The sequence below is a fragment of the Shewanella eurypsychrophilus genome (genome assembly GCF_007004545.3).
GTDB classification, from domain to species: Bacteria; Pseudomonadota; Gammaproteobacteria; order Enterobacterales; family Shewanellaceae; genus Shewanella; species Shewanella eurypsychrophilus.
Window position 1 is genome coordinate 342,501 of record NZ_CP045503.2, and the last position, 22,866, is coordinate 365,366.

The 22,866-nt window shown below is 46.4% G+C and carries 12 protein-coding genes and 5 rRNA genes (1 of these 17 cut by a window edge); 8 read left to right on the top strand and 9 right to left on the bottom strand.

What is annotated here, in order from left to right; all coding sequences use genetic code 11:
• The 5 genes from FM038_RS01495 to rrf (FM038_RS01515) all read left to right on the top strand — a co-directional run.
• Positions 1-1,081: ribosomal RNA gene (locus tag FM038_RS01495) — 23S ribosomal RNA — on the top strand; it begins 1,824 nt to the left of the window's first position.
• Between the two features lie 149 nt (positions 1,082-1,230).
• Positions 1,231-1,346: ribosomal RNA gene (gene rrf, locus FM038_RS01500) — 5S ribosomal RNA — on the top strand.
• A gap of 1,462 nt (positions 1,347-2,808) precedes the next feature.
• Positions 2,809-4,355: ribosomal RNA gene (locus FM038_RS01505) — 16S ribosomal RNA — on the top strand.
• A gap of 333 nt (positions 4,356-4,688) precedes the next feature.
• Positions 4,689-7,593 (top strand): 23S ribosomal RNA (locus FM038_RS01510).
• Between the two features lie 149 nt (positions 7,594-7,742).
• Positions 7,743-7,858: ribosomal RNA gene (gene rrf, locus FM038_RS01515) — 5S ribosomal RNA — on the top strand.
• Together the 16S, 23S and 5S rRNA genes form the textbook arrangement of a ribosomal RNA operon.
• 633 nt (positions 7,859-8,491) lie before the next feature.
• On the opposite strand, the gene FM038_RS01520 is transcribed toward rrf (FM038_RS01515), so the two are convergent.
• From FM038_RS01520 to FM038_RS01550, 7 genes are all read right to left on the bottom strand, one after another.
• Positions 8,492-8,839, bottom strand: coding sequence for a hypothetical protein (locus FM038_RS01520; RefSeq protein ID WP_142874871.1), 348 nt, complete (start codon positions 8,837-8,839; stop codon positions 8,492-8,494).
• 181 nt (positions 8,840-9,020) lie between these two features.
• Positions 9,021-11,255, bottom strand: coding sequence for a hypothetical protein (locus FM038_RS01525; RefSeq protein WP_223292977.1), 2,235 nt, complete (start codon positions 11,253-11,255; stop codon positions 9,021-9,023).
• Between the two features lie 59 nt (positions 11,256-11,314).
• Entirely contained in the window at positions 11,315-11,959 is a 645-nt protein-coding gene (locus tag FM038_RS01530; RefSeq protein ID WP_142874869.1) for a DMSO/selenate family reductase complex B subunit, read from the bottom strand.
• Positions 11,960-11,970: 11 nt separating this feature from the next.
• Positions 11,971-14,610, bottom strand: a complete 2,640-nt coding sequence (locus FM038_RS01535) for a molybdopterin-dependent oxidoreductase (RefSeq protein ID WP_142874868.1) — start codon at positions 14,608-14,610, stop codon at positions 11,971-11,973.
• A 9-nt stretch (positions 14,611-14,619) separates the two neighbouring features.
• On the bottom strand, positions 14,620-16,317 hold the full coding sequence (locus FM038_RS01540; protein WP_142874867.1) for an MtrB/PioB family outer membrane beta-barrel protein: 1,698 nt from the start codon (positions 16,315-16,317) through the stop codon (positions 14,620-14,622).
• 9 nt (positions 16,318-16,326) lie between these two features.
• Positions 16,327-17,187 carry a DmsE family decaheme c-type cytochrome gene (locus FM038_RS01545; protein WP_142873541.1) on the bottom strand — a complete coding sequence of 287 codons (861 nt, stop codon included), beginning with the start codon at positions 17,185-17,187 and terminating at the stop codon, positions 16,327-16,329.
• A gap of 491 nt (positions 17,188-17,678) precedes the next feature.
• Positions 17,679-18,317: an ERCC4 domain-containing protein gene (locus FM038_RS01550; RefSeq protein ID WP_142874875.1), complete on the bottom strand. Its 639-nt coding sequence runs from the start codon at positions 18,315-18,317 to the stop codon at positions 17,679-17,681.
• 173 nt (positions 18,318-18,490) lie between these two features.
• On the opposite strand from FM038_RS01550, the gene FM038_RS01555 reads away from it, so the two are divergent.
• From FM038_RS01555 to FM038_RS01565, 3 genes are all read left to right on the top strand, one after another.
• Positions 18,491-19,177, top strand: coding sequence for an amino acid adenylation (locus FM038_RS01555; protein ID WP_223292979.1), 687 nt, complete (start codon positions 18,491-18,493; stop codon positions 19,175-19,177).
• Between the two features lie 190 nt (positions 19,178-19,367).
• On the top strand, positions 19,368-19,649 hold the full coding sequence (locus tag FM038_RS01560) for a helix-turn-helix domain-containing protein (protein WP_142874866.1): 282 nt from the start codon (positions 19,368-19,370) through the stop codon (positions 19,647-19,649).
• Positions 19,649-20,977 carry a type II toxin-antitoxin system HipA family toxin gene (locus tag FM038_RS01565; protein ID WP_142874865.1) on the top strand — a complete coding sequence of 443 codons (1,329 nt, stop codon included), beginning with the start codon at positions 19,649-19,651 and terminating at the stop codon, positions 20,975-20,977. Before FM038_RS01560 ends, FM038_RS01565 begins: the two co-directional genes overlap by 1 nt.
• 306 nt (positions 20,978-21,283) lie before the next feature.
• Here the strand turns inward: FM038_RS01565 and FM038_RS01570 are convergent, their stop codons facing one another.
• Both FM038_RS01570 and FM038_RS01575 read right to left on the bottom strand, forming a co-directional pair.
• On the bottom strand, positions 21,284-21,856 hold the full coding sequence (locus FM038_RS01570; RefSeq protein WP_142874864.1) for a PDDEXK family nuclease: 573 nt from the start codon (positions 21,854-21,856) through the stop codon (positions 21,284-21,286).
• A gap of 449 nt (positions 21,857-22,305) precedes the next feature.
• Positions 22,306-22,857 (bottom strand): hypothetical protein, encoded by a 552-nt coding sequence (locus FM038_RS01575; RefSeq protein WP_142874863.1) that lies wholly within the window; start codon positions 22,855-22,857, stop codon positions 22,306-22,308.
• Between the last annotated feature and the right edge of the window lie 9 nt (positions 22,858-22,866).

Consider the following 22,866-nt stretch of genomic DNA (forward strand, 5'->3'; position numbering starts at 1 on the left):
TATGACGCCTGCCCGGTGCCGGAAGGTTAATTGATTGGGTTATCTTCGGAGAAGCTCATGATCGAAGCCCCGGTAAACGGCGGCCGTAACTATAACGGTCCTAAGGTAGCGAAATTCCTTGTCGGGTAAGTTCCGACCTGCACGAATGGCGTAATGACGGCCACGCTGTCTCCAGCCGAGACTCAGTGAAGTTGAAATTGCGGTGAAGATGCCGTATACCCGCGGCTAGACGGAAAGACCCCGTGCACCTTTACTATAGCTTGGCACTGAACATTGAACCTACATGTGTAGGATAGGTGGGAGACTTTGAAGCAGAGACGCTAGTTTTTGTGGAGTCAACCTTGAAATACCACCCTTGTAGTTTTGATGTTCTAACTCTGGCCCCTGAATCGGGGTTGAGGACAGTGCCTGGTGGGTAGTTTGACTGGGGCGGTCTCCTCCCAAAGAGTAACGGAGGAGCACGAAGGTTGGCTAAGTACGGTCGGACATCGTACGGTTAGTGCAATGGCATAAGCCAGCTTAACTGCGAGACATACACGTCGAGCAGGTACGAAAGTAGGTCATAGTGATCCGGTGGTTCTGAATGGAAGGGCCATCGCTCAACGGATAAAAGGTACGCCGGGGATAACAGGCTGATACCGCCCAAGAGTTCATATCGACGGCGGTGTTTGGCACCTCGATGTCGGCTCATCACATCCTGGGGCTGAAGTCGGTCCCAAGGGTATGGCTGTTCGCCATTTAAAGTGGTACGCGAGCTGGGTTCAGAACGTCGTGAGACAGTTCGGTCCCTATCTGCCGTGGGCGTTGGATGATTGAAGGAAGCTGCTCCTAGTACGAGAGGACCGGAGTGGACGAACCGCTGGTGTTCGGGTTGTTATGCCAATAGCATTGCCCGGTAGCTACGTTCGGAATCGATAACCGCTGAAAGCATCTAAGCGGGAAGCGAGTCCTAAGATGAGTCATCCCTAGGAATTTAATTCCTCTAAAGAGCCGTTCGAGACTAGGACGTTGATAGGCAGGGTGTGTAAGCGTTGTGAGGCGTTGAGCTAACCTGTACTAATGACTCGTGAGGCTTAACCATACAACCCAGATGGGTTTGTGTAGTTAATGAGTGTTACTTCATAAGCACAAAAGAATACGTATTTGATTTAAGTTAGACCCAATTATTTTGCAATTTAGAAGACTTAATAGTTTTTTGAATAGCCAGCTTTCGAAATTTTGCCAAATTAGTCTGGAAACCATAGCATTGTGGCCCCACCTGATCCCATCCCGAACTCAGAAGTGAAACGCAATTGCGCCGATGGTAGTGTGGGGTCTCCCCATGTGAGAGTAGGTCATTTCCAGGCGCCTAATTAAGTAGAGAAGCCACCTGAATAAGGTGGCTTTTTTGCGTCTGGGTATTTTTAAATATAGATTTCATTTCCCATTTTCAACTTCAATGTAAACAGGTGGCTTATCCACTTAAGCACGTACGTGCAATGCCTACTTAACATGCAGTCCAAAGCTGCTAACGCAGTGTGGCCCCCTCAGTTCGACGACTATGTCGCCTCTCGCTACAAAGTCGCTGAATTCTTCGCATCCAAAGCGCGACTTCTCCGCCCCCATGTGTTCGGCCTTCGGCAAGTATCATGTCCATTCAAAGCTATGTCATTGGAAGGCGCCTTGGTTGCAGGCTACAAAACCAATTTATCCAACTTCACAGTAGGCAGGTGGCTTATTCACTTAAGCACGTGCAATGCCTACTTCACATGCAGCCCAAAGCTACTTACGCAGTGTGGCCGTTAATTGCTCCTCGGCTCTAGCAATAACATCCTTGTTAAAAGGCCAGTTCGACCTCCATGTCTCTCGCTTAAAAGCCATCATTTTATGATTTTCGCCCTGCTTCGCTCTCGCTAGTAGCTCCTCGGCATTTGTTCCTGACAATGCTCTACCTCTTATATCCATACAATCGTGCATTATTCTAGCTTCGTCCTTCCTTGGCCTCGCACCTCCTATAACCATTCAGTCGTGCACTTTATTCTTAAATGAAGGCGTGTTCCATACATCTGATATTTAGGATTACCAATTGCCATGATCTAAGGTTGCCAAGGATGATGTAAGCTTCGCAGCAAAAGAATGCTCCTATGTGGGGAATGGGCATTCTTCAATTGTGTAGGACCGGCTTTAGCCGGGAAGAAGAGATCAAATGGGCCCTGCATCTTTTTTTTCATGATTTATCCCTCTGTTTGTACCGCTGTGCAGTATCTTATATATGCGTATCGAGTGATAAGTGCCCACTCAGTCTTTATATCATCATTTTACTCAAATAAGCGCTTGCGCTTAAGGCTGACATCCCTATAATGCGCATCCACTGACACGGCAAACCAGTCCTACTAAGCAGAAAGCTAGGTAAGACCAAAGCCAGTCAGGGCAACGAGTTAAGCGATTTTAAAAACATTTTAAAAAAGCTCTTGACGCCAACCACGGAGAGTGTAGAATACGCCTCCTCAAGCCAACGACCTAGCGTCTAACGGCAGCATCTGAAAGATTGATGCTAACGCTCTTTAACAATTCAAAACAAGAAATCTGTGTGGGCACTCACAGGTGTTGAGTTATTCGAAATTGCCTTCTGTTCTTCGGAATGTAGGCAATCAAAAATTTACTCAATGAACTACTGAGTGACCATAGCAACTTATGATTTGTTTTCTTTCGAGAGAGTAATGATTAAGAAGCAAAATATGTAAGCTTCATAAACCTTCGGGTTTGTGAAAAACAGTATAATTCGTTGAGCCGTTCTTCATCCTTAATCGGGTGAGAACAAAAAAACTTTAATTGAAGAGTTTGATCATGGCTCAGATTGAACGCTGGCGGCAGGCCTAACACATGCAAGTCGAGCGGAAACAGGAAGGTAGCTTGCTACTTTTGCTGTCGAGCGGCGGACGGGTGAGTAATGCCTAGATATCTGCCTAGTCGTGGGGGATAACAGTTGGAAACGACTGCTAATACCGCATACGCCCTACGGGGGAAAGGAGGGGACCTTCGGGCCTTTCGCGATTAGATGAGTCTAGGTGGGATTAGCTAGTAGGTGAGGTAATAGCTCACCTAGGCGACGATCCCTAGCTGTTCTGAGAGGATGATCAGCCACACTGGGACTGAGACACGGCCCAGACTCCTACGGGAGGCAGCAGTGGGGAATATTGCACAATGGGCGAAAGCCTGATGCAGCCATGCCGCGTGTGTGAAGAAGGCCTTCGGGTTGTAAAGCACTTTCAGCGAGGAGGAAAGGTTGTAGTTTAATAAACTATAGCTGTGACGTTACTCGCAGAAGAAGCACCGGCTAACTTCGTGCCAGCAGCCGCGGTAATACGAGGGGTGCAAGCGTTAATCGGAATTACTGGGCGTAAAGCGTACGCAGGCGGTTTGTTAAGCAAGATGTGAAAGCCCCGGGCTCAACCTGGGAATTGCATTTTGAACTGGCAAACTAGAGTCTTGTAGAGGGGGGTAGAATTTCAGGTGTAGCGGTGAAATGCGTAGAGATCTGAAGGAATACCGGTGGCGAAGGCGGCCCCCTGGACAAAGACTGACGCTCAGGTACGAAAGCGTGGGGAGCAAACAGGATTAGATACCCTGGTAGTCCACGCCGTAAACGATGTCTACTCGGAGTTTGGTAACTTAGTTACTGGGCTCCCAAGCTAACGCATTAAGTAGACCGCCTGGGGAGTACGGCCGCAAGGTTAAAACTCAAATGAATTGACGGGGGCCCGCACAAGCGGTGGAGCATGTGGTTTAATTCGATGCAACGCGAAGAACCTTACCTACTCTTGACATCCACAGAACTCGCTAGAGATAGCTTGGTGCCTTCGGGAACTGTGAGACAGGTGCTGCATGGCTGTCGTCAGCTCGTGTTGTGAAATGTTGGGTTAAGTCCCGCAACGAGCGCAACCCTTATCCTTATTTGCCAGCACGTAATGGTGGGAACTTTAGGGAGACTGCCGGTGATAAACCGGAGGAAGGTGGGGACGACGTCAAGTCATCATGGCCCTTACGAGTAGGGCTACACACGTGCTACAATGGTCGGTACAGAGGGTCGCAAAGCCGCGAGGTCAAGCTAATCCCACAAAGCCGGTCGTAGTCCGGATCGGAGTCTGCAACTCGACTCCGTGAAGTCGGAATCGCTAGTAATCGTAGATCAGAATGCTACGGTGAATACGTTCCCGGGCCTTGTACACACCGCCCGTCACACCATGGGAGTGGGCTGCACCAGAAGTAGATAGCTTAACCCTTCGGGGAGGGCGTTTACCACGGTGTGGTTCATGACTGGGGTGAAGTCGTAACAAGGTAGCCCTAGGGGAACCTGGGGCTGGATCACCTCCTTACCTATACGACTAACTCAATATTTGCTGAGTGTTCACACAGATAACTTGTTCTTGTTAGAGCGAGAAACATGCCTTTACGGTGATGTTTGTTCTTTAAAAATTTGGAAAGCTGATAGTGTTAATGTGAAAGGGACTATTGTGAAAGCTGATTCGTAAGATTCGGTAATTGCAGTGGTTTATAGCATTAGCGCGAAATATAAAATAATTGAGTTCTCAAACACTTAAATCAAGTGCCGAAGTGCAGCAATGCACTTCAAGAGTATTCTTTTGGCGAAAGTAAACACCATTAGTTGCGATACAATTTACATTGGTTTAGACCTATGTGGGTTGTATGGTTAAGTGACTAAGCGTATACGGTGGATGCCTTGGCAGTCAGAGGCGATGAAGGACGTAGTAACTTGCGAAAAGCGTTGGCGAGCTAGTAACAAGCATTTGAGCTAACGATATCCGAATGGGGAAACCCACTCACATAAGTGAGTATCACATACTGAATACATAGGTATGTGAGGCAAACCCGGGGAACTGAAACATCTAAGTACCCGGAGGAAAAGAAATCAACCGAGATTCCCCTAGTAGCGGCGAGCGAACGGGGATTAGCCCTTAAGTCTATAGGGTGTTAGTGGAATGAGTTGGAAAGCTCAGCGGCACAGGGTGATAGCCCCGTACATGAAAACTAACTATAGATGAAAACGAGTAGGACGGGACACGTGACATCTTGTCTGAACATGGGGGGACCATCCTCCAAGGCTAAATACTCCTGACTGACCGATAGTGAACCAGTACCGTGAGGGAAAGGCGAAAAGAACCCCTGTGAGGGGAGTGAAATAGAACCTGAAACCGTATACGTACAAGCAGTGGGAGCGGTCCTTGAGACCGTGACTGCGTACCTTTTGTATAATGGGTCAGCGACTTACATTTTGTAGCAAGGTTAAGCGAATAGCGGAGCCGTAGGGAAACCGAGTGTTAACTGCGCGTTTAGTTGCAAGGTGTAGACCCGAAACCGAGTGATCTAGCCATGGGCAGGTTGAAGGTTGAGTAACATCAACTGGAGGACCGAACACACGTATGTTGAAAAATGCGGTGATGACTTGTGGCTGGGGGTGAAAGGCCAATCAAACTCGGAGATATCTGGTTCTCCTCGAAAGCTATTTAGGTAGCGCCTCGTACGAATACCATTGGGGGTAGAGCACTGTTAAGGCTAGGGGGTCATCCCGACTTACCAACCCTTTGCAAACTCCGAATACCAATGAGTACTATACGGGAGACACACGGCGGGTGCTAACGTCCGTCGTGAAAAGGGAAACAACCCAGACCATCAGCTAAGGTCCCAAAGTTATTGCTAAGTGGGAAACGATGTGGGAAGGCTTAGACAGCTAGGATGTTGGCTTAGAAGCAGCCATCATTTAAAGAAAGCGTAATAGCTCACTAGTCGAGTCGGCCTGCGCGGAAGATTTAACGGGGCTAAGCAATACACCGAAGCTATGGGTTTGCTAGTTTACTAGCAAGCGGTAGAGGAGCGTTCTGTAAGCCGTTGAAGGCGAAGGGGTAACCCACGCTGGAGGTATCAGAAGTGCGAATGCTGACATGAGTAACGATAAAGGGAGTGAAAAACTCCCTCGCCGAAAGACCAAGGTTTCCTGTCCAATGTTAATCAGGGCAGGGTAAGTCGACCCCTAAGGTGAGGCCGAAAGGCGTAATCGATGGGAAACGGGTTAATATTCCCGTACTTCTACTAACTGCGATGGAGAGACGGAGAAGGCTAGGCTAGCGCGGCGTTGGTTGTCCGCGTTTAAGGCTGTAGGCTGTTCACTTAGGCAAATCCGGGTGAACGCATTAAATTGCAAAGCTGAGAGTTGATGACGAGTCCCCAAGGGGATGAAGTAGTTGATGCCATGCTTCCAGGAAAATCTTCTAAGCTTCAGGTTAGTAGGAATCGTACCCCAAACCGACACAGGTGGTTGGGTAGAGAATACCAAGGCGCTTGAGAGAACTCGGCTGAAGGAACTAGGCAAAATGGTACCGTAACTTCGGGAGAAGGTACGCTGCCGGCGGTGATGGGACTTGCTCCTTAAGCTGCTGGCAGTCGCAGATACCAGGTGGCTGCAACTGTTTATCAAAAACACAGTACTGTGCAAACTCGCAAGAGGAAGTATACGGTATGACGCCTGCCCGGTGCCGGAAGGTTAATTGATTGGGTTATCTTCGGAGAAGCTCATGATCGAAGCCCCGGTAAACGGCGGCCGTAACTATAACGGTCCTAAGGTAGCGAAATTCCTTGTCGGGTAAGTTCCGACCTGCACGAATGGCGTAATGACGGCCACGCTGTCTCCAGCCGAGACTCAGTGAAGTTGAAATTGCGGTGAAGATGCCGTATACCCGCGGCTAGACGGAAAGACCCCGTGCACCTTTACTATAGCTTGGCACTGAACATTGAACCTACATGTGTAGGATAGGTGGGAGACTTTGAAGCAGAGACGCTAGTTTTTGTGGAGTCAACCTTGAAATACCACCCTTGTAGTTTTGATGTTCTAACTCTGGCCCCTGAATCGGGGTTGAGGACAGTGCCTGGTGGGTAGTTTGACTGGGGCGGTCTCCTCCCAAAGAGTAACGGAGGAGCACGAAGGTTGGCTAAGTACGGTCGGACATCGTACGGTTAGTGCAATGGCATAAGCCAGCTTAACTGCGAGACATACACGTCGAGCAGGTACGAAAGTAGGTCATAGTGATCCGGTGGTTCTGAATGGAAGGGCCATCGCTCAACGGATAAAAGGTACGCCGGGGATAACAGGCTGATACCGCCCAAGAGTTCATATCGACGGCGGTGTTTGGCACCTCGATGTCGGCTCATCACATCCTGGGGCTGAAGTCGGTCCCAAGGGTATGGCTGTTCGCCATTTAAAGTGGTACGCGAGCTGGGTTCAGAACGTCGTGAGACAGTTCGGTCCCTATCTGCCGTGGGCGTTGGATGATTGAAGGAAGCTGCTCCTAGTACGAGAGGACCGGAGTGGACGAACCGCTGGTGTTCGGGTTGTTATGCCAATAGCATTGCCCGGTAGCTACGTTCGGAATCGATAACCGCTGAAAGCATCTAAGCGGGAAGCGAGTCCTAAGATGAGTCATCCCTAGGAATTTAATTCCTCTAAAGAGCCGTTCGAGACTAGGACGTTGATAGGCAGGGTGTGTAAGCGTTGTGAGGCGTTGAGCTAACCTGTACTAATGACTCGTGAGGCTTAACCATACAACCCAGATGGGTTTGTGTAGTTAATGAGTGTTACTTCATAAGCACAAAAGAATACGTATTTGATTTAAGTTAGACCCAATTATTTTGCAATTTAGAAGACTTAATAGTTTTTTGAATAGCCAGCTTTCGAAATTTTGCCAAATTAGTCTGGAAACCATAGCATTGTGGCCCCACCTGATCCCATCCCGAACTCAGAAGTGAAACGCAATTGCGCCGATGGTAGTGTGGGGTCTCCCCATGTGAGAGTAGGTCATTTCCAGGCGCCTAATAACGAATAAGCCCATTGCTAACGCAATGGGCTTTTTTCGTTTTTAGCCTGGAAAGATGACCACTCGAGCATGGGGAAATAGAAAGTCCGAACGCAGTGAGATTCATTTCATGTGATAGTAGGGCGAATATCGCAATAGCGATGTGCTTATGAGCGCGAAGCTTTAGCGTAGCTGGCCATGACAGGCGCCTTTGTTAAGGTTTTAAAAGCTCCTGCTTCGAAGCTATTCCGCCGCTGAGCGGTCAGCCCCCTCAGTTCAGCGACTATGTCACTTCTCGCTACAAAGTAGCTGAATGCTTCGCATCCAAAGCGCGACTTCTCCGCCCCCACGTGTTCGGCCTTCGGTAAATAAAGATATGTCCGAAGCTGGCCATGACAAGGGCACTCCTTATTTGACTGTGACTAAGCTACCTTATCAAGGTAGATTTTTTGTACAGGAAGTGCTTATCTTTGGACGCCAAGAGTGGGGTAGGAAAGGGGTTGCGAAATATAGAGCCTTCGCGTTCACTCTTTACCTAGGTCATAGGGGCTAAATACTGCGTATATACATTTCGAGAAGGAGTTGCTAGATAGAGAAAAGTGTCTTGTATCATTTGCCTAGAGCCTAGAGCCTAGAGCCTAGATAAACTAGCTAAGCATGCTTAGGCTGTTTTTGTCTTTCGGGCGTTTATCTAGCATAGGCTGCAGTAATGGGTATTTTTCGGTAGCGGCTTTGATGATAAACAACGCGATATTCTGTGTATGATTTCTCTCGATAGGTAACTGCTCGGCGCAGTAAGCGAGGGCTATCAGACACTGGGTCTGGTCATCATAATCATCAGCCTGCTCTACTGCACAAGTAGCAATATAGTTGCTCACTTTGGTAAGAGAAATCTGTTTGAATACCTGAGTGATCTTGAGATCTTGGCTGATAAACTGCTCAAGTTTAGCTGAGAGTTTTACTATTTTATATTGGCGCTGTATTAGATTCATCATGGCCTACCTGAGTGCTATTTTACAGTTATCTATTATCCATGATTTAGCGGCCGTATAGAAAGCTGTTAACGGTGATAATTTGAACTTTATACAGTTTATTTCGTGATTTATCTTAGCTAGTTATTGCTGAATAACAAAAAGCCCAGCAGGTGCTGGGCTTTGTTTAGGGCTTAATAGTTAATTAACGGTTGTCGCCTGTGTACTTGTAGAACTCAAGACCCGCACGAGCATTGTCGTTAACATCTTTATCGATATTACAGTAGCTAGCAGTACCTAAATAAAGCTCTTCATCGATAACAACATAGTTACGCACACCGTTGTTACAAGAGTTATCGAAGCCATGCTTATCAACGATAGTTGCAGGTGAGTCAGTATTTTCAAATACTACTAACCATCCACCGTGACCCGCAAGAAGGTCGTCTTGGTTCTGATCTCGAACCGCTTTATACAAGAAGTAAGCAGGGTTGTTTGCGTATGCACGCACGTCACCTGGAGAAGTTTCTGGCAGTGGGTTTAGGAATGGCGGAAGCCCACCGTCAGCTAGCATCTCGTCGATCGCTTTATGTAACTCGCTGCCATCTGTCTTGTATACCGTAGCATCACCAGGTTGGTTAGTGTCATCCATTACGATGTAGTTGTGACTATCTGGGTTCTTATGCTCAATTGGGTCAAACATATCAAATAGACCCGCAGTAGCATTCCAAGTACCGATGATTAACTTCTCATCGTGAACAGCCATGGTCCAGGTATACACAAGGCCTTCATGACCGTAACCAGACTTACCATAAAGTGGCTTCTTACCAAGTAGGTTGTCTTCTAGCACAAATTCATAAGATCCATTGCTATCCATACCAGCTGGATTGGTAACGTCGATTCTCCAATCTTTTTCATTACCGTAAAGAAGGTCAGCTTGAGCATCGGCATTAAGCTCAATATCGTTAAGCTTGATACGGAATAGCTGGCTTGAACGCCAAGTCTTCATCATAAACTCTTCGTGAGAAGCTTCTTCTGCTGTGGCATTACACACGGCTGGAACTGAAGGTTGCTCAACAGTACCCGTACAGAACTCGCCCAGAATATGAGAATACTCACCGGTAGTGCCTTGGTGGTATGAACCGAAGTATAGATAGTCACCGTATACAGCGTTTGCACCAAACTTAGCGGCAACCGCACCGATTGGATCAGGATCAAAGTTACTCATCTGGAAGAAAGGTTCGAAGTGTGCCTGGTTCTCCTTAGTGTAACCCGCCGCTGGCATTGGGTTCGTGAACAGCATAGAGGCTGGTGTGTGCTTCGTTGGGTGGTACCAAGCTGAGCTTACGAAGCGCTGGTTACCTTCTTCATCGGTAAATGGTGTAAAGTCACCAACAGCACCGTAGTTGTTAAAGTCTGCATCAGAGACGATATCGAAACCGTTTCTCTCACCACCTTCAAATGGTGCATCAGGTGAACCCACCCAACGTAACATCTGACTAGCAGATTGACCCGCTTGACCACCAGACTGATCGGCGCCGCCGAACCAATATAGTGCTTCACTTCCATCTGGATGTGAGACCTCTTTCCAGCGACGAACAGTATCGTAACCGAACTCTGCATAGCCTACGTACTTAAGTTCGGCAGTACGAGCATCGAAGGCGAGTACGCGGTTGTAACCGACTTTAGCACCTTCAGTGATCACTCCTGAGAAATCACCTTCAGCAGGATTACCCGTTTCAGTTTGTGGAACCGCAGTTGAGCCGACCATAAACACGATACCCTTATGAGATCCCGCTGCGCGGAAAGTCAACGTGTAGCGAGTGTTGTCATCTACAATGTCACCCGTTTCGGTGTCATAGGTCTGTAGGCCAATATCAGCACCTCGAACGTTCATCATATCTGTCCAGAACTGCGCACCGTTTTCAACGGTATCTGGGCCAATATGCAAGTTTTTCTGTGTATTTACGTCATACATATAAACTTGTGCATCTGGCATGGTCGCATCTTCGATACCAACAGGCTTAGGACCCATTAGATGACATGCTTGACGTTCTGTCTCATAGTTCATCAGGTTCATTGGCATAGCCATAGAGATCATTGGCCAGTAACACCATACACCAGCGGCTGTGCCATACCAGATTTGAGATTCGTTAGTGGTAGTACCTAGCGCGTACTGAGCGTTCTTCCATGGTTGAGCGCCAGCAGGTTGAGGTCTGCCTTCTGAGAAGCCCGCATAATCTAGCTCATTACGGTCATCATTTAGGCCATACCAAGCACCGTCGGCAGGGGCTGTGAATTCACGCTCCCAGCTGAGTTCAAGTGGTGCGGCAGGTACTGGTACTTCAATTGTTTCAGTTTCATCATCACTGCTACAAGCAGTCATGCCTAGGGTTAATGCTGTTGTTATAGATACAGCGAGTAACTTCTTCATCATAGTCATCATGTTTACCTTTGTTTTAAGCGGGCGGCTCAATTTGGGTATAAACCGCCCACAGATTCTTAAACTTCGTTTGGATTCAAAACGCTGCCATTGGTATCGCCGGTAGGGCGAGAGCATTTGGCACCGCGAATAAGCAAGTTAGGTTGAGTAATTCCGGCATCAGGCAACGGCGCAATATGGCCAACACCCGGCGCACCACCATATTTGGCTTGTAGCTCGTCAACCGTGCCGCAATCCAGTGCTCGCTGTGAGCAAGACTGAACACAAAATGGTTTGAGACCGAACTCTAGACGCTCAAAACAACCGTCACACTTGGTCATCTTGCCGCGCGTCTTGTCTAGCTGAGGCGCATCATAAGGGCAGGCTTCAGCACAGCTGTTACAGCCGATACAGATGTCGTCATGTACCGCGACGATACCGTTAGCCTTCTTGTGCATAGCACCCGTTGGGCAAGCTGCAGTACAAGCCGGCTTTTCACAGTGGTTACAACTTACCGATGCGTAGTAGGCAAAGGCGTCCTGAGACATAGTGCCGTCTGCGTTCTTGGTAAAGGTACCGCCACCGTACTCATAGACACGGCGGAAGTTACGGTCTAGAGATAAGCCGCGACCATCTAAACAAGACACCTGACAGCCCTTACAGCCGTTACAGCGAGATGCATCGAAATAAAATGCGAAAGCTTGATTTTCTGTAGCTTTAGTCATAATTAAGCTCCTTACGCTTTAGTGATACGAACGCGAACTGAGTTCATAGGATTACCTTTAGCCAATGGTGTTGGCTTCTGGCGGGTTAAGGTGTTGGCGCAACCACCGACATCTTTATTACCCAACTTCTTATGCCAAGCCCCTTGACCGATAGCGACCACACCCATAGCGATACGTGTCGTTACCTTTGCAGGAACTTCGATTGTGCCGCGGGGGCTAGCCACATCGACCATCTCACCGGAGATGATGCCGAGGTTGTTGGCGTCATAGGGGTTGATCCAGATAGCGTCTTCATACACCTTGCGCAGCGTCGGACAGTTGTGGAAGGTTGAGTGGGCACGTCCCTTAGTGTGGTAGTTCACTAATTGGAACTCGAAGCCTTCATCGATAGCATCTTGGTCTTCAAAATCTTCCCAGGTTCGAAGGTACTTAGGCAGTGCTGTTACGCCACCATCAACATACTCTTCGTCTTTGTCCCAACCTTTGTCTGAAGCAATCCAGGCCAATCTTGGAGAGTAGGCTTCAACTAAGGTCGATGGAGTCGATAACTTAACGCCGCCACCCCGTTGGTTGAACTCTTTCTCCATACCGATTGAAGGTTCTTCAAACTTATGCGTGAACACATAACCGTGCTCTTCATGATCAGACCAGTGAGGTAGCGTCGGATCACCCATCGGGCCGTTGACCGCTTCATCGATAAAGGTCTTAGTCATCGCTTCCTGGGTCAGTCCCTTAGTCGCAAAACCGGTGACGCCCATCTCTTCAGCAAGCATGACAAGGAATTCAAATACGGGTTTACTGTCACCGATAGGCTCGATACTTGGTACTGTATAAACAGTGGTATTGTCGGAAGCAATATAGTCATAGCGCTCGGTCCAAGTGGTATCAGGCAGAACGATATCGGCCCATTGCGCCGTTGGCGTCATCTGGGTATCGATAACCACGTGCATATCTAGACCAGGCTCCTCTTTTTGACCTGGGGTAGGCTCAAGACTAAGCACTTTTTTAACTTCTTCGATATCACCATGCTGATTAACGGTATTACCCGCAATGGTCATCAAAAACTTGATGTTAGTACCATATTTTTCATCATTCTCAGGGGTATCTGAGTCAACCGTCATACCAAGCACACCATCACTTCGCTCAGTCATTTCATGACCGCGAACCATAGCCTCAAAGGTCTTATAGGTTGGGATTTTTGCTTTAACAACTGAGGCCGGTGCTGTACCGCCAATGAAGCCTGGCACGGTAGGATCGGACCAAAATGCCATCGGGATCATGGCGGCACCTGGACCTGCTGCTGCGACCATAGGTAGGTCACCATTGTTGGTACCACGACGGCCGATAGCATTAAGCAGTACAGGTAGTGTATAGATGGCACGCATCACCTGTTCGCCACATGCATTACGTTGAATACCTTGGCCAGAACAGATAAATGGTGCGTCGGCACTCAGTAGATCTTGTGCGACTTCACGGATCTTACCGGCAGGAACACCACAGATAGGCGCAGCCCATTCAGGTGTCTTAGCTTTACCGGTAAAGGTGCCCATGATGTAGTCGTACAAGTTATCTTCAGGCTCGATATGTTCGGCGTATTGCGCATTGCCATCAGTTATCTCACCAGATTCAAGTTCAAGTTCTAGCTTAGTCTTGTACTCTTCTAGGCTCTTGTTAGTTAGGCCAAGGATCGCTGTGTTAGCCCAGTTACCACGCTTATCTGCGAAGGTGTTTGTTTCACTGTCGTAGCCATAGGCAACAAGGACCTGATGGAAGATAGCTTCAATTAATGCGCCATCGGTACCTGGACGAATACCTAACCAGTCATCCTCACGACCTAAGCAGGTATCTGTGTAGCGAGGATCAACATAGACGAATTTGATATCATTACTTTCAAGCGTCTGAGCAAAATGGTGACCCTCACCGCCGCCCGTCATAAACATCTCGAGTGGGTTATAACCAAAAGAGAGAATATAGTCAGAGTGCTTCATCTCTGTGACTGACGAAGAACCTGTACCTTGACCGTAAGCTAAGTTTTTAGTGCTGGGGCCAAAGGTATAAGGGATGGCTTGCTCTTTCATACATGCGCTGTAGTAGCCGTAAGTCTTCTGGAAGCCACCAAGCAAGTTCATTAAACGCACATGTGGGCCCATGATTGGGTATGAGCTATGGGCAGCGCCAGAGCCATTACCTAGCATGACTGCGCGGTTACCACAGCTGTCGATAGTGCTACGCAGAGATTGAGCTATTTCACTAGCGGCCTGCTCCCAGCTGATCTCTTCAAACTTACCTTCGCCTCGTTTTCCGACACGTTTAAGCGGCTTAGTCAGACGCTCTGGAGAGTAAACTAGCTCTTTAAGCATCAAGCCTTTAGCGCAGGCCTTGTTATGGATAAAGCCAGAGTCGAAGTTATCATCACCTTCAGTATGTGGCTCGATACGAATAATTTTGCCATCTTTAGTGATGACTTTTAGTGGACACCAGGCCCAGCAGTTACTTTGACACTGAGCCCAAGCATGGCTCTCACCAGCGATGGGGTCAGTGATCGGTTGTTCAATCGGCTTAGCAGGTTCTGCTGAGTCAGAGCTACAACCAGTAACACTTGCTACTGCGGCTGATGCTGCACTGACTTTAAGAAAGTCGCGACGTTTCATAGTTGTCCCTTACAGCTTTATTGTGAAAAATGCACCGATCTTGTGGTCGGTGTAATTTTGATTAAGGTCTTCAATACTATTGATGGCTTCAATCGGTTGGTTGGCGTAGTTCGTGTCGTAGTTACGTTCATAGCTGTAAGCAAAACGGGTCGAGATACGCGCATTGATGCGGTAATCCATATGGATTTCAGCAAGGTGTTGGTACTGGTAGTAGTCACCCATTTCGGTGCTATCTACCGCAGTGTCACTGCCCGAAAATGAGAAGGTGTAGGAGGTGCCGAGTGCCATATCTTCATTGATTTGGTACTTATTCAGCCCAAAACCAAAGTAGGTGAACTCATCGCTTACTGTGGTGTTGTGTATCTCTAGGCTGTCGATGGTCTGAGTACCGGCATAGGCATTCAGGGTCATCTGCTTGCTGATAAGGTAGTAACCGTCGAGGTTGACTGACATCTCGTCAGACTCTTGCAGCGCCGAGCTGTTTGAGTACTCGTCACTGGCCAAAACCACTTTCAGGTTAGCGCCGTAGTTGTTTTGGCTATAGCCAAGACCCAGTTGCGTGCTGACACGGTCGCGGTCGGCTAAGTAGTACTTTTGAAAGATATCGTCGCCGATACGGTACTGTGAGCCAGTGCGTTCGCTGCTGGTGAACTTAACGTGGGTGCTCAGTTGCTGGTAGCGGTAGTCGACACGGCCAAAGATTTCACTCTCTTGAGTCTCTTCGCGGTCTGAGTCTGAGCGGACACGGTCGTTTTGCTCAAAACCGGCGCTGAACTTAGTGCTGCCTAAACGGTAGCTGGCGTCGACGCCGTAACGTGTCTTGCTGCTATCGATTGGGGTGTTGATGGCTTCGAAAAACTCATAAGAGCCACTGACATTATCGCGGTCACTGTAGCTGTAAAAACCTGCGACCTTGATGCCTGCAACGCGAGAGCTAATGCGGGCACTGTAGTCGAGCGTTTCGACTTCACCGTCGAAGTTTGAGATAGGCACTAATGAGTTTTCTTGCTCGATAGGACCATCTTGTATCATCTTGCCCGAAGCGGCGCTGACGCTTAGGCGCGTTTTGCCATAGTTCAGGCCGGCTTTAACACTGGCTTGCTGAGCGCTGTTATCGGCATCGATACCGGCGTTATCGGTAAAGTCAGAGCTGACGGCCGCAAGACCAACATTCCAAAAGTCACCATGGAGTTGTACACCGGCGTTCATCACTTGGGTGGTGTGGTCGATGGTCTCTAGGAAGTTAGTTGGTTTTGGGTCAACTACTGAGCTAATACGCTGACCTTGCTTGTCTTCCGAGCTTGCTTTCACAAAGGCGGTAACGAGCTGAGTCTGATACTTAGCCGCGGCCGATAACTGCTGACGCTCGGCGCCGATGTCGTTATCGTCGAGGTTCCAGCGATTGACATAAGCCAGCTCCAGGGCGAAATCGCCTAGGTTGGCTGCCGCTTTTAGATGACCATTGTCAGCGCCTGCATTTTTAGCATCGATAGTGTAGTTTTCACCACGAATATCGGCATTGGCGCCGTATTGGCTGTCTAAGTGAGTGCGCTGCTCGGTCATCAGACCGACAGTGTTGCTGTGCTCGGGAGCGACACAACGCTTACAGGCATAGTCATTATTAATATTTTGCGGTACAGCGAAGTTTGCTGCGGTAGCATTGGCTGAGAGAACAGCGAGTGCTACTAAAGTAAGTTTAGCGTTCATCATCGACTCCTATTTCTCAAACAAGTGGCCAGAAGGGTGGTTCGAGCCATGTATCTTGCTGTGACAGTTCATGCAAGATTGCCCTTGAGTGAAGCCATTTAAGCTGTTGTGCACATCACCTGGGTGACCGGCTTGGTTGTGACAACTCTGACAAAGCTGAGGTGCACGACTGTTAAGCAGGTTGTCGTTGACCGAGCCATGTGGGTTGTGACAGGTGGTGCAATCTTCAGTGACAGGCGAGTGCTCCCAAAGTGCAGGTCCACGCTTCTCGGCATGACAGCTGTAACAGGTGTCATTAATAGATAGCGGCGCTTCTTCATGTGGGTTGTGGCAATCGCTGCAGGTTAAGGTGCCTAAGTGAGTCGAGCGCTTAAACTGGGCCGAGTCTTGCTGGCTGTGACAGTTTGCACATTGAGCTTGTGGCTGCTCGGCAACTAACTCAGCTTGGTGAATGTTGTGACAATCACTACAGGCTTGGTCATGGAAGGGAGTGTGCTCTTGGCTGTGGCAAGACTCACAGACGCTGTTGCGACCTTCGACAGAGAACTCATCCCCGAAAGTGAGCATGGGTTCGTTGTTACCTTTGTGCTTACCTTGTGGTCCATGACAGGCTTCACATTGAAGTCCAGCCATTGGGCCCTTGTCGGTATTGCCGTGTGGCGTATTGAAAATAGCCATAACGGATGGTGATTTTTTGTGGCACATCAGACAGGTGTCAGCACCTTTCTTAGAGTAGTTAGCCTCCGTGAATTTATTAACCAGTTGCTGCTCCAAAGGAGTAGCGGTGTCATTTGCCAGTGCGCTTGGCACTGAGAGGACTGTAGCGGCGATAAACGCAGTTAGCAGGCCGATTTTTTGTAAGATTCTCATCACTTCTCTCACACTCGTAGTTTCTAAAGGAAACGATATTAATATTTTTGTACTTATTTCGAGGTAATAATATTTACAAGTGTCGACTAATAATGTGATCTGGATCTGGTTAATGTAAGCATGTGTGTATCTATATGTTGATATTGACACTTTGGTTGTAAAATCGGCTTGTTTTGTGAGTTGGATCTACATGGTTAATGATAATTAAAATCGTTTGGTTATAACGATTTAACTTTTGGGTTGCAGTCTGTCACAGTTTTAATTTGGTTTATGACCGATATGGCAAATTGATGACATTAGGTACTAATTGCGTTGACAGGTGTCTTTTGGTGGGCGTAATCTGAACTGGCTTTTTGTTGTTCCCATTATGATTTATATATCTTAAGTATTAGATACGGACCATGTAGTTAAAGCTATGATCATCTTTCCCTGCAATGTTGGATGCCGCTCCATGGTCCTTTTTTCTATACTGCTTGAAAGGTGCTTGTTGATTATTGCGTTAATATTTCGCGTATTTTTCGAGCCTTATCTCGTCCTATCCCCTCAACGTTGATCAACTCCTCTTCTGTTGCAGTAAATACCGCTTCGATATTGTTAAAATGACTTAATAGGCGTTTGGCTAACTTGGGGCCTATCTGTGGAAGGCTTTGCAGTATGAAAAGTTGGCGGTTTTTTTTACGCTTAGGCTTTCTACCATCAAGTTTTAACCCAGCTTCTCTGCTGTATAATTGTGTGGCACAGAAGTAGAGGATTTTAGCCGACTCTGTTTGGGACAAGCTGCGTAAAATGGGCATATTGAAGCTGAGTGAAATTGAGCATATCGCTCCTATTAAGGATTCTCGAGTAATGTCATAAGAGGCAATATCACGAGTTGTTCCTTCAATAAGTAGTGCCGTATTACAGGAACTTTCAGATAATCTATAGATCTGAGAAAATAGCCTACCATTGCAGAGTGATAAGGCGAGATCTGGGAGTGTTTTTCTTTCTATCAGCCAGTTGTTTATCTGATAATCACCGAGCATTAGGCGTTTTCTTATCAGGTGAACATCTGTGTGGAGTGTTAGTTGTTCGAGCAATATCTCAGCGTGCTCTCTATCATCATAAGCGATCTCAATGAGCATTTTATTCATCCTGAATATTTCATCAATCCTTCGACTATTGCTGAGTTTAGCCCAGATATCACTATGGAAGCTTGATTTAGCAGCTTTGTATGCCAAAGGTGATAACATATTGGTCATCTAACGAGTTAATCTGAGTGATCTTGATGGCGCTGTTTTTAAGTTTGTCCAACCTAATGTGTAAAATGCTTAAAGAGCCTCTTGAGCGAATAACTGACAGCGATGGAAATAATCCGGGTGTGCAATCGATTAGCACTAATGCCAATCGAGTTAGCTGGCAGGGGCAGGTTATTCAACTATCTGGCCGTCAGTGGCAACCCTATGATGATGGCAGTTGGCTCGTGGTATTTATGGAGTCCCATAGCCGCTACTGCATGATGATTCATTACCCGTTAAAGCCCGACTGGCAGCAGGTACAGCAAGATTTTTATAATCAGTGGAAACTGCACACCATTGGCTGGCTGCGAGCAAATCGCTTTATTCGACATGACGATCACGGTATACAGGTTCTCGATAATATCGAGTATTACTTTGATCAAACCAAGGTCCACTGCTTTCGTAATCTAGATCCCAGTATCGGTGCCCATATTACTGAGGTACAGCACTACCTGCACTCATTGTTTGATGACCACAAGCCGCGCCGCTTTGACAATGATGAGGCGTGGGAGTTGAGCATGTATATCAATGAACAGCCTAGGAAGATTGCAGGGCAACGAAGTAAAAAGAGTGAGTTTACTCCTGCAGAACGCTTTATCGACGATGCCCTATACCGCTTTGGCAGCGGTATCTGCGATCAGGACTTTCCTGATATTAAACCAGGAAATTTTCTCTGCCCCTATCCTGAGAAACCGATACTCAGGTTGTTAAAATGATATTAACTGCATGGTGCTTAACGATAATATCGAGGCTTAACCTTTGTATAGTTACACTCTTCAGCGTGTAAACTAAGTTTAACGGTCATAGCGTGTAAACTGGTTTTAACGGTTTTAGCGTGTAAAACTTGATTTACCTGCTTTAGCGTGTAAAGTAGATTTGAGAACAGTTTCTATAGGTAAAGTGATTATGAAGGTGACCAACTCAAAACAGCTTAGTGCGTATCTCAAAGATGCACGACTGAATATGAAGCTCTCGCAAAGTAAGGTGGGCAATAAGGTCGGCATTCGTCAGGATACGGTTTCTAGCTTTGAGCAAAACCCCGATTCAACCAAATTAGAAACGTTGTTTAAGATCTTATCAGCATTAAATCTTGAGCTAGACGTTAAGGTTAGAAATCCAGAGTTGGGGGGTGAAATCCACGATGATAAAGCCATAACCTCTGACCAAGAATGGAAGGAGGAGTGGTAATGGCTATTCTTGATGTTTATATGAATGGTTACTTCATCGGGGAGTTCACTAAATCTACTACAGGCTCCCATCTGTTTAAGTATGAACAGCAATGGTTAGATATATCCGGTAGCCGCCCTATATCGCTCTCTATGCCACTGCGAAAGCATGAGTATAAGGGAGATGAAGTTTATAACTTCTTTGATAACTTACTTCCAGATAACACGGACGTTAGAAATAGAATAGTTGCTCGTCACAATGCGCAATCTACCCAGGCGTTCGATCTGCTATATAAAGTAGGACAAGACAGTGTCGGTGCGCTGCAGTTAGTACCACATGATCAAAATGCTTTTGATGTAAAAAAAATTGAATCTAAACCTTTGTCCGATAAAGAATTAGAAAAAGTACTAAAGGGCTATCAGTCAGATATCCCGTTAGGTATGTTAGCGGATGAAGATGATTTTAGAATTTCTATTGCTGGAGCCCAAGAAAAGACTGCTTTACTTAATCTCGATGGCCAATGGCACCTTCCAATTAAAGCAACTCCTACAACTCATATTATCAAGCTGCCAATCGGTGAGATCCAGAGCCATTCACATACAATTGATATGTCAGACAGCGTTGAAAATGAATATTTGTGCATGATGATAGTCAGAGAGTTTGGCTTAGATGTGCCGCAATGCTCAATAATCCAAGTGGGTGATATTAAGGCGCTTACTGTTGAACGCTTTGATCGTAAGTTATCGACCGATGGCAAATGGATTATGCGGTTGCCACAAGAAGACTTTTGTCAGACCTTAAATATTCCACCAGCCAAAAAATATGAAAGTCATGGTGGTCCCGGTATTGAACAGATCATGCCTTATCTTCTCGGCTCTAAGAATGCAGAGCGAGATAGATATAATTTCATGAAGTCTCAAGTATTGTTTTGGCTGCTAGCTGCAACCGATGGGCATGCGAAAAACTTCTCATTATTCATTGAGGCTGGTGGCGGTTATCGATTAACCCCCTTTTACGATATTTTGTCCATATCCCCAGCCATTGGAGGAAAAGGTTTAAATATCCGTAATGCTAAGTTGGCTATGGGACTCAAAGCGACGAAAGGTAAGGAATATCGGATAGCACAGATCTTCCCAAGGCACTTTATCCAAACAGCCAAGGCTATAGGTTATGACACTGACGCTATGGCGTACATTATGAGTGAGCTAGCGGATGTAGTAGATTCGGTAGTTACCAAGGTGAAGTCACAGTTACCTATAGACTTTCCTGTTCATATACGGGACTCCATTCTAGATGGTTTAGAAGCGAGAGCTAATCGATTAGTGAATCTTGCCCCTGTCAACATGTAAAAACACGTGCTAGAACATATATTTATCTACGAACATAGAAGTAAAGGAAAACAAAAAGCCCCGTAAGTACGGGGCTTTGGTGGGTTTTGTGAACGAGGTTAAACCGTGAAAAACACTACTCTACGTTCTGGATCTGCTTGTTGAGTAATCTTTTATTTTTCATTTAAATCAATGCATTGCTTAATGGGTTTTGTTTGGTTGTATTTTTGCCCACCTATTTGCCCACCAATGTGGTGATAGAGCAACCTTTAAATGTCTAATACTGGATTTACAAGTAGATATCAATATTTGGTACGGCTATTCAGATCACTCTTTCTTAGCATCCTCACCTTCAGTGATACCTTCAGTGATACCTTCAGTGATACCTTCGGAGCTTACTTCATTAGCTATTTCTGGAATCTTGATCTTGACAGTATTGCATTCGTGATCAGTGTAAGCAGAGTATGAATGTTTAGTAAAAACAAGGCCTTCAAACGCATCAAAACCAACTGAATAAAAAGTTATTCTAGGGTCAATGAACCAAGATAGAAAACTTTCAAAAATTGGTGCCATAAGAATACCGTATATGAAGTAATCTTCATCAATTGTGTACTTGTCACCCAGCCAGTTTAAAATGCCACCCATGTATTTTGTTACCTGTGGAATTTGAGCCGCCCCAATTGAATCGCGTTTTAGTTCATAAAGATAAATTTCTAGCTTGTCAGTTTTCTCATCTCGACCGATTCCAAGAATATCAACAATGCCATAATCACCGAGTTTAACTTGACGATAAAACGTGGGGTTAACAGGTACTGGAAAGCCCTGGTCAGATAATCTCTCAAAGTCTTGTTCTAACCCTTTGAATATTAAATCTTCTAACTCTTTCTCAGAAAATTCCATAAATTCATCCATCTGAATGGAAAAACCTAATCATTGTCCTTTAACCACAAAAAATCAATATTAGAGATGACGATGTTTGTATTTGTGACGGGTCACTTTATCATGCAAATGTGATTTTGACCGACTCCTATTAGGATTTATTCACTGTATAACAAAGCAACAACCAACCCCGGAAATTTTCATTTATAGTGATGTGTCGGGCGTCTAATTACCCTTGAAGGGCACTATGCCAGAAGGACTCGTTCATGTTTAAAAATTAGCCTTTCTGAAGAGAGATTGAGAGGAATCATGCAATTGATAAGTAAAAATAAAGGGTTATGTTCTTCTCTCGCCTATAGAGTTCGAGAAATAGACGAAAATCGGGAGGTATTATGACCCCTCGATGAATCTATATGTGCCAGGGTCCCCTCCAATTTAAAGCCCACCATTTTGGTGGGCAGGTTGGTATTTTAAGACAATATACTTGCAGCTTCCTTGGCTAATACCTCTTGGTCTTGTTCGTACTTCTCCCAGTACGCAAAGCTTTCTTTTGCTCTTGCCAGGCTTTTCATCCTTTGGTTCTCTTTATCTTTTATCGATTGTTTGTATTTTTTCTTAGCGTCTAACCCTGCTTGCTTTTTTTCTGCTTCAAATGCGGTTTTTGGCCTAATCAATTCAATATAACAGCGGCCACGTTCAGAAACGATTGGTAGACCAAATACTTCATCAGACCTTAAGTCCATGAATAATTTTTCTTCGGCTTTGTATCCATCAGCCAGTTTGCTTATGAGCCATCTAATTGATGACTGTGAATCATCGCCATCTATGTTAAATGACTCCCACCCGCTTACTGAGTCAATGGCATTTTTTACCGCTTCTTTTTGGGCTTCGGGAACCTCTAAGATCTCTGCATTTAGTTCAGTTAACCCTGTTGCTATTAGCTCTTTCAACTCGTCACTCGTTAGAAAGTTTAAAGCTAATGCTTCTTCGTTCGCTTGTTCAATTGTTTTACCTAATATCATACGTACTCC